Source organism: Phenylobacterium sp., assembly GCF_031425575.1.
In the GTDB taxonomy this organism is placed as follows: domain Bacteria; phylum Pseudomonadota; class Alphaproteobacteria; order Caulobacterales; family Caulobacteraceae; genus Phenylobacterium.
Genome location: NZ_JANPJP010000171.1, coordinates 1 through 7,655 on the forward strand (window position 1 = coordinate 1; position 7,655 = coordinate 7,655).

At 69.0% G+C, this 7,655-nt stretch carries 8 protein-coding genes; 3 read left to right on the top strand and 5 right to left on the bottom strand.

The annotated features are described in order from the left end of the window. Nucleotides 1–132: 132 nt before the first annotated feature. Nucleotides 133–1,908, bottom strand: coding sequence for an ABC transporter ATP-binding protein (locus RMO97_RS09545; RefSeq protein ID WP_310540635.1), 1,776 nt, complete (start codon nt 1,906–1,908; stop codon nt 133–135). Nucleotides 1,909–1,996: 88 nt separating this feature from the next. Here RMO97_RS09545 and RMO97_RS09550 point away from each other — a divergent pair, with 88 nt between their 5' ends. The 3 genes from RMO97_RS09550 to RMO97_RS09560 all read left to right on the top strand — a co-directional run bounded on the left by RMO97_RS09550 (nt 1,997) and on the right by RMO97_RS09560 (nt 3,698). Next, a complete protein-coding gene (locus tag RMO97_RS09550; protein WP_310540627.1) occupies nt 1,997–2,341 on the top strand; it encodes a VOC family protein in 345 nt (114 codons plus the stop codon). A 72-nt stretch (nt 2,342–2,413) separates the two neighbouring features. Further along, nucleotides 2,414–3,079, top strand: coding sequence for a fused DSP-PTPase phosphatase/NAD kinase-like protein (locus RMO97_RS09555; RefSeq protein WP_310540628.1), 666 nt, complete (start codon nt 2,414–2,416; stop codon nt 3,077–3,079). 4 nt (nt 3,080–3,083) lie between these two features. Further along, on the top strand, nt 3,084–3,698 hold the full coding sequence (locus tag RMO97_RS09560; RefSeq protein WP_310540629.1) for a DUF1287 domain-containing protein: 615 nt from the start codon (nt 3,084–3,086) through the stop codon (nt 3,696–3,698). On the opposite strand, the gene RMO97_RS09565 is transcribed toward RMO97_RS09560, so the two are convergent. From RMO97_RS09565 to RMO97_RS09580, 4 genes are all read right to left on the bottom strand, one after another. After that, a complete protein-coding gene (locus tag RMO97_RS09565; RefSeq protein ID WP_310540630.1) occupies nt 3,695–3,931 on the bottom strand; it encodes a DUF4170 domain-containing protein in 237 nt (78 codons plus the stop codon). The two genes, RMO97_RS09560 and RMO97_RS09565, sit on opposite strands and share 4 nt — an antisense overlap. 21 nt (nt 3,932–3,952) lie before the next feature. Further along, nucleotides 3,953–4,747 carry a 3'(2'),5'-bisphosphate nucleotidase CysQ gene (locus RMO97_RS09570; protein WP_310540631.1) on the bottom strand — a complete coding sequence of 265 codons (795 nt, stop codon included), beginning with the start codon at nt 4,745–4,747 and terminating at the stop codon, nt 3,953–3,955. Beyond that, entirely contained in the window at nt 4,744–6,075 is a 1,332-nt protein-coding gene (locus RMO97_RS09575) for a TldD/PmbA family protein (protein WP_310540632.1), read from the bottom strand. The genes RMO97_RS09570 and RMO97_RS09575 overlap by 4 nt, the downstream gene beginning before the upstream one ends. 69 nt (nt 6,076–6,144) lie before the next feature. Further along, nucleotides 6,145–7,551, bottom strand: a complete 1,407-nt coding sequence (locus RMO97_RS09580; RefSeq protein ID WP_310540633.1) for an alkaline phosphatase — start codon at nt 7,549–7,551, stop codon at nt 6,145–6,147. Nucleotides 7,552–7,655 lie beyond the last annotated feature (104 nt).

A 7,655-nucleotide genomic window follows, 5' to 3' on the forward strand; every position in this document is an offset into this window, starting at 1 on the left:
CGGCGGTGAGTACGGGGTTAGCCCTCTCCAGCCCCTCATGGCGCCAGCGCACGCTGTGGCGGATCAGGCTCATATAGCCGGCCAGGACCCAGCCCAGGAAGGCCTGCACGGCCGGACGGCGGATGAACTTCTTCACGCGGCTGTCTCGGCCTCGAGGTCCTGGCTGCGGGCCAGGCGCGCATAGAGGCCGCGCTTCTTGATCAGGGAGTCATGGTCCCCGGTCTCCACCACCTGGCCCTTGTCGATCACGTAGATGCGGTCGGCCCCGCGCACGGTGGACAGGCGGTGGGCGATGAGGATGGTGGTGCGGCCGGCGATCAGGCGGGCGAGCGCCGCCTGGACCTGGGCCTCGCTTTCGGTGTCGAGCGCGCTGGTGGCCTCGTCCAGCAGCAGGATGGGGGCGTCCTTCAGGAAGGCGCGCGCGATGGCGATCCGCTGCCTCTGGCCGCCCGACAGCCGGGCCCCCGCCTCGCCCACCAGGGTGTCGTAGCCGGCGGGCAGGGAGAGGATGAAGTCGTGGGCGGCGGCGGCCCTTGCGGCGGTCTCGATCTCCGCCTGACTGGCGTCGGGACGCGCATAGGCGATGTTGGCGCGGATGGTCTCGTCGAACAGGAAGGGCTCCTGCGTCACCAGGGCGATCTGGGCGCGCAGGGAGGCCAGGGTCACGTCGCGGATGTCCACGCCGTCAATGGTCACCCCGCCGTCGGTGGCGTCGTAGAAGCGGGGAATGAGGTTCAGGATGGTGGTCTTGCCGCCCCCCGATGGGCCCACCAGGGCGACGGTCTCGCCGCGGCGGACCTCCAGGGTCACCTCGCGCAAGGTGGGCGGACCGCCAGCATAGGCGAAGCTGACGCCCTTGAAGCAGATCGTGGTCTCGCCCCGGCCCAGGGTCGCGGCCCCCGGCTGCTCTCGCACCTCGGGTTCGACGTCCAGGGCGGCGAACAGGCGGCGCGCGGCGCTCATCCCCTCGGCCATCACCGTCGCCAGGTTGGAGAGCTGCCGCAGGGACTGGGAGGCCAGCCCCAGGGCCAGGAGGAAGGCCATGAAGGCCCCGACGTTCATGGCGCCTGACTGCGCGCGCCAGCCGGCATAGGCGATGACCGCCGCCGTGATCAGGGTCATCACCAGCTCGGTGGCCGGGGCGGCGCGGGCCCGTGCATTGGCGCCCTTCACCAGGTGCTTCTGGCGGCGCTGCACCACCTCGGCGACCCGGGCCTCCTCGTAGGATTCGCGGTTCTCGATCTTCACCACCCGAACCCCGTCCAGGCTCTCCATGATGGCGGTGGAGAGGGCCGAGGTCTCGGCCATGGCCCCCTTCGCGGCCTTGGTGGTCTTCTTGGAGAACCGGCGCATGATGAGGCCGGTCAGGGGCGCAGCGGCCACCAGGGTCAGGGACAGGAGCAGGTCGTTGGAGACCATCACGGTGATGGCGCCGATCACCGTCAGGGCGTGCTGAGTGTAGTTGATCACCCCGGAGGTGGCCGCTTCCCGGATCAGGCTGGCGTCATAGAGCACCGAGGAGACATAGGCGCCGGAGTGCTGGGTCCGCAGGTGGGCGAGGTCGGCGCGGACCAGCTTGCCGAACAGCTGCACCTGCACGTCGCCCACCACGGCGTTGCCGATCTGGTTGACCAGGGAGGCCTGGATCACCTGGGCCAGCGCCCGGCCGATGGCCAGGGCGGCGATGGTGAGCGGCACCATCACCAGGGCGCCGGGCTTGTGGTTGACCAGCAGGTCGTTGATCGCCGGCTCGAAGATCTGAACCAGCTTGGCCGACAGCACCGCCACGGCGATGGCGGCCAGCATGGCGCAGGTCCAGGCCTTCCAGCGCGGCCGCATATAGACCCCGGCGATCCGCGCGATCAGGGCGCGGGCCGAAAGCTCGGGGTCGGTGGCAGGCGCGGTCATCATCCTGGGGTCGGCTGTCAGGGACGGGAAGTCAAGCTTGGGGCGATGCGCTAGAATGCGGCGCCGCTTTGGTGAGGGAGTGCGCCACATGAAGATCTACGGACTGCGGATCTGGGTCGATGACATGGCCGCCGCCAAGCGGTTCTATGGGGAGACGCTCAGTCTGACAGCCAAGTGGGACATGGAGATGGCGGTCGGCTACGACCTTGGGATCGACCTGATCGTCGAGCGCGACGACGGGAGTCATGACGACGAGACCCTGGTGGGCCGCTTCGTCGGAACCTCGATCCAGGTGGACGACATCCAGGCGACCTACGAGGACCTCAAGGCCAAGGGCGTGCCCTTCCTGGGTCCGCCGGAGAAGATGCCTTGGGGCGGGACCCTGGCCCACTTCAAGGATCCGGCGGGCAATACGCTCACCCTGCTGCAATAGCTGGGACCACCCGCCGCGCTTCCGTTTGGCGGCGTCACGGCTTAGTTAGGGTCCGAACACCCGGAGCCCCCCTTGGCCGACTTCGATCTCTCCACGCCCGGCGGGCGGCTTTCCACGACGCTGAACTATCTGTGGAGCGACCACGCCTATCTGCGGCTGGGTTTCTCCAACGCCCACTGGATCAGCGACGAACTGGTGCGCACAAACCAGCCCTGGCCGTTCCAGCTGGCGGCCTGGAAGCGCCGCGGCGTCAAGACCATCATCAACCTGCGCGGCGGGTTCGACGCCAGCTTCCATGCCCTGGAGAAGGACGCCTGCCAGCGACTGGGCCTGACCATGGTGGATTTCACCGTCACCAGCCGGGAGGTGCCCAGCCGCGCCCGCGTGCACGGCGCAAAAGAGCTGTTCGAGACGATCGAGTATCCGGCCCTGATGCACTGCAAGTCCGGCGCGGACCGGGCCGGGATCATGAGCGTCTTCTATATGCACTTCCGGCAGGGCAAGACGATCCGCGAGGCCCTGGAGCAGCTGTCGCTGAAGTACCTGCACGTCAAGCAGGGCAAGACCGGGGTGCTGGACTACACGTTCGAGCGCTACCTGGCCGAGGGCGAACCGGCGGGCCAGACCTTCCTCGAATGGGTCGACAGCCCCGCTTACGACGAGGCCAAAATAAAGGCTGATTTCCGCAGCCAGATGTGGGGCCGGCTACTCACCGAGGGCCTGCTCAAACGGGAGTAGGACCATGCCAACGCGCCGCGCCCTGATCGGAGGCTTGATGGCCGCGCCGGCCTGGGCCCAGGCGGCGGGCGGCCCCGGCGAGGCCCTGGCCCGCGCCGCCCGCGCTCAAGTGGGCGTCACCACGGGCTATGACCCGGCCTATGTGCGGCTCGCCTATCCGGGGGGCGATGTCCCGCGGGCCACCGGGGTCTGCTGCGACGTGGTGATCCGTGCGGCCCGCGACGCCTGGAAGCTCGATCTTCAGCGACTCATCCATGAGGACATGACGGGCCACTTCGGCGCCTATCCCCAGGCCTGGAGCCTGGCCAAGCCCGACACCAGTATCGACCACCGCCGGGTGCTGAATCTGGAGACCTATTGGGCGCGGAGGGGCGCCCAGGTCTGGCGCGCCCGGCGGCCGGCCTTCGGCCAGGGATTTCCGGGACCCCTGGCGGTGGGCGACATCCTGACTTGGCGCCTGCTGATCGGCGACCTACCCCATGTGGGGATCGTCACGGCCACCGGCGGGCCCACCCGCGTCGTCCACAACATTGGCCAGGGGGCGCGGGAGGAGAGCCTCGGCCTCCTCCTGCAGCTCAAACCGGTCGGCCACTATCGCTGGCGACCGCGCCCAGCCTAGTGGTCGTGATCGTCCTTGTCGGGCTCGAGCAGCTTGTGGGCGTGGATGATGAAATAGCGCATCAGGGCGTTGTCCACAGTCGACTGGGCCTTCATCCGCCAGGCGGCGACGGCCTCAGCGTGGCTGGCGTAGGCGCCCACCAGATCGACCTTGGTCAGGTCGCGGAAGGTGTTGTGCTCGAGGTCTTCAAGTTCGCCACCGATGACGAGGTGCAGGAGCTGCTTGTCGGGCATGGCTGAGGTTTCCGAAGTGAATCAATTCCTCAAGGCGATATGCCCGACCCGGTTAAGGATCAATGGCGCCAGTCGCGGCGCAGCGCAGACGAGGCTGGACTGCGAGGGTTCTGCGCGGTTGTAGGCGAAGGGGCGGCCAAGATGATCCCCGCAATAGGCGCCGGCCTCGCGGGCGATCAGATCGGCGGCGGCCAGGTCCCAGTCGCTCTTGCGCACGATGGCGACGGCCGCGTCGAAGGCGCCCGAGGCCACAAGGCACATGCGGTAGGCCGTCGAGTTGCGGGCCTCGATCCGCATGGCGGGCCAGGCCTGCGGCCAGGAGGGATGCTCGAACATCCGCTGGTCGCCGATCATGCCGCAGCCCTCCACCAGGTCGCAGGCGCTGGCGCGGATCGGCTCCCCGTTCATGTGCGAGCCCTGGCCGGCGACGGCCGTGTAGGTCTCCTCAACATCGGGCGCAAAGACCACGCCGGCGATCGGCAGACCATCTTCCACCACGGCGATGGAGACCGCCCACCAGGGCCGGTCACGAATGAAGGCCCGGGTGCCGTCGATGGGGTCCACCACAAAAAGCCGGCGGTTGGAGAGCCGGGCGGTGTTGTCGGCGGTCTCCTCCGATAGCCAGCCATAGTCCGGCCGCGCGGCCCGCAGGCGTTGCGTCAGCAAGGCGTCGGTGGCGAGGTCGGCGTTGGTGACCTGGGTGTTGTCGGGCTTGATCTCGACGCTCAGGCCCTCGTCGCGCAGGCGCACCGCGAGGCGGCCGGCCTCCAGGGCTGCGGCGACGATCAGCTCCAGATCGGCGCCCGCATCGGTCATTTCCCGGCTATGGCCAGTCCGTCCACGAGGATCGACGGCGCATTGGCCGAACCCCGGAACTCCAGGTCCGACCCGGGGATCAGGCGGGCGTAGATATCGATCAGATTGCCGGCCACGGTGATCTCGGCCACCGGATAGGCCAGGACGCCGTTCTCGAACCAGAAGCCGGCGCAGCCCACTGACCAGTCGCCGGTGTTGCCGTTGAGCGAGGGCCCGAACATCGAGGTGATCAGGACGCCGCTTCCGGCGTCGGCCATCAGTTCCGCCTGGGTCTTGGTTCCGGGCTGCAGGGTCAGGTTGGTGGTGGAGACGCCCGGGGGACCCGCCAGGCCGCGCGAGGCGTGGCCGGTGGTCTCCAGGCCCAGCTGCCGGGCCGAGGAGGAGTTCATCAGCCAGGTGCTGAGCACGCCGTCGTCGATCAGGTTCCAGGCGCGGTTGGCCACCCCCTCGTCGTCGAAGGGAGAGGAGCCCAGGCCGCGCACCTTGTGCGGGTCGTCGGTGACGTTGATCCCCTTGGAGAAGACCTGGGCCCCCAGCTTGTCCTTCAGGAAGGAGTTTCCCCGCGCAATGGCGGGACCGGAGATGGCGCCGATCAGCGGACCGATCAGGGACATGGCCAGGCGATTCTCGAATATCACCGGGGCGGTGGTCGAGTTGATCTTGCGGGCGCCCAGCCTCGCCGCTGCGCGGCGGCCGGCCTCCGCCCCGATGCTCTCGGGGGTGGGCAGGTCGGACTGCCAGCGGGTGGAGCGGCCGTCATAGCCGCCTTCCATCTCGTCGCCGTCGCTGGCGATCACCGAGACGCCAATGGAATAGCTCGAGGCGCGGTGAACGCCGGAAAAGCCGCCCGAGGTCACCAGTCTCCATTGGCCCGAGGAGGTGGAGGCCGATCCGCCGTCGGAATTGGCGACGCGGGGCATGGCGCGGCCGGCCTCCTCGGCGGCGCGGGCGCGATCCTCCAGCTGTTCCGGCGTCGGCTCGGAGCCGTCATAGAGATCAAGGTCCGGGAAGGGGCCCCGCGCCAGGCGGCTGGCGTCGGCGAGGCCGGCATAGGGGTCCTCCGGCGCTAGGCGGGCCATGGCCACGGCGCGTTCCACCAGCTTGGCGCGGGCCTCGGCCGAGACGTCGGAGCCGGAGACGGTGGCCTGCTGCTTGCCCACGAAGACCCGCAGACCGAGGTCGCGGGACTCCTCGCGCTCCACCTCTTCCAGCTTGCCCAGGCGGACATTGATACTCAGGGCGGCGCGCTCGGCGCCGACGGCTTCAGCGGCGTCGGCGCCGGCCTTCAGGGCGGCGGCGACGACGTCGGCTAACAGGCTCTCTTCCATCCCGTGGATATGGCCGGGCGCGGGCCCCGGGGCAACCCTGACGTGGCGCCGTCCCGGATAGGTTCGCCCCTAGGGCTTCGCGCGCCGCTTCGGCGCCGGGATGCCAAGAGCCTCGCGCATGACCTCGAAGATGTCGGTCTGTTCGATCAGGCCGCGCAGGCGTTCCGCGCCCGGGCCCTGAGCGTAGGCGGCGACGTCCTCCCCCGTATGGGCCGCGCTGTCCATGCGAATGCCGGCCTGGGCGCGATAGTTCGGTTCCAGCGTATTGACCGTCGTGGGGTCGAGGCGGGTCTCGCCCGCCCCGGGACCGCCCGGGCCCGTCTGATAGTTCAGGATGCCGTAGGCCTTTCCGTCCGCCGCGAGCCTGGGCTTGCCCTGAGCGTCGGTGACCAGACCCAGGATCGGGCTTTCGCGGCGTCCGCCGTTGATGGTCAGGCCGTGGCTGTGATCTGCGGTCACCAGGATCAGGGTGTCGGCCCGATCGGTCATGGCCAGGGCCTGGTCGATGGCGGCGTCGAATTCCACGGTCTCGTTCAGGGCGTCGCGCACGAGGCCCAGGTGGTGCGCCTTGTCGATCAAGCCGCCCTCCACCATCAGGAAATAGCCCTTGGGGTTTTGGGACAGCACAGAGATGGCGGCCTTGGTCATATCGGTCAGGCGCGGCGCCTGAACCGGACGGCTGCTCTCGCGGGCCATGCTTTCCCCGGCGAACAGGCCCAGCAGGTGGCGCGTCCCCTTGGGCAGCTTGGAAAGTCCCTCGGCGGTGTCGACGAAGGCCGCATTGGGCCGCTTGGCCCATTCCCGCGTCAGGTCGCGCCCGTCGAGCCGCTTGGCCGAGGTGAAGAAGGTCGCCCCGCCGCCCAGGGCGACGTCCAGCCGCACGGCTTGCGGGGCGTCCACCAGTTGGCGGGCGATATCCACGCAGCCCTCGGCGGCAGCTTCTTTCGGCATGGAGAAGTCCCCCTGCCAGCTACGCGCGCCGGTATGGGCGTACAGCGCCGCGGGCGTCGCGTCGGTGATCGCCGCGGTGCTGACAGCGCCCGTCGACATTCCCCGTTGCTTGGCCAGTTCGGCCAGGGTGTCGACCCGGGCGGTTATGGTCGACGCGCAGCTCTGGCGATCGACGGTCGCGTCGACCCCCAAGGCGCCGTTGATGGTCCGCACCCCGGTCATCATGGCCGAGGCGCCGTTGGCCGAATCGGTGACCAGGCTGTCGGCCGAATAGGTTTGTACAAGGGCGAGGTTGGGGAAGCGTTCGAACGTCAGCCGGTTGGAGGCCCCATCGACGCCCCGTAGCTGACCCTGATAGATGCGCGCCGCCGTGAGGGTCGAGACCCCCATGCCGTCGCCGACGAACAGGATGACGTTACGCGCCTTCTGCGGCTCCGCCGCCTGGGCGGCTCCGACGAGGGAGAGGCCGACGGCGAGCGCCGCAGCCGCGCTACCAGCGCGTCGAAATCCGAATGAAGTACTCACGTCCGTCTACTCCCAGGCCGCCGGCCTCTGTGAAGGGCCGCCCGTCATTAGAGCCGACAACCCGATCCCATACCCATCGGCCTGGTTGATCACACCCGCATGAA

Bases quoted from the DNA above. Each gene is read 5' to 3' on its own strand.
- RMO97_RS09550 (WP_310540627.1), top strand. From the start codon at position 1,997: ATGAAGATCTACGGACTGCGGATCTGGGTCGATGACATGGCCGCCGCC.
- RMO97_RS09575 (WP_310540632.1), bottom strand. From the start codon at position 6,075: ATGGAAGAGAGCCTGTTAGCCGACGTCGTCGCCGCCGCCCTGAAGGCC.
- RMO97_RS09545 (WP_310540635.1), bottom strand. From the start codon at position 1,908: ATGACCGCGCCTGCCACCGACCCCGAGCTTTCGGCCCGCGCCCTGATC.
- RMO97_RS09570 (WP_310540631.1), bottom strand. From the start codon at position 4,747: ATGACCGATGCGGGCGCCGATCTGGAGCTGATCGTCGCCGCAGCCCTG.
- RMO97_RS09565 (WP_310540630.1), bottom strand. From the start codon at position 3,931: ATGCCCGACAAGCAGCTCCTGCACCTCGTCATCGGTGGCGAACTTGAA.
- RMO97_RS09560 (WP_310540629.1), top strand. From the start codon at position 3,084: ATGCCAACGCGCCGCGCCCTGATCGGAGGCTTGATGGCCGCGCCGGCC.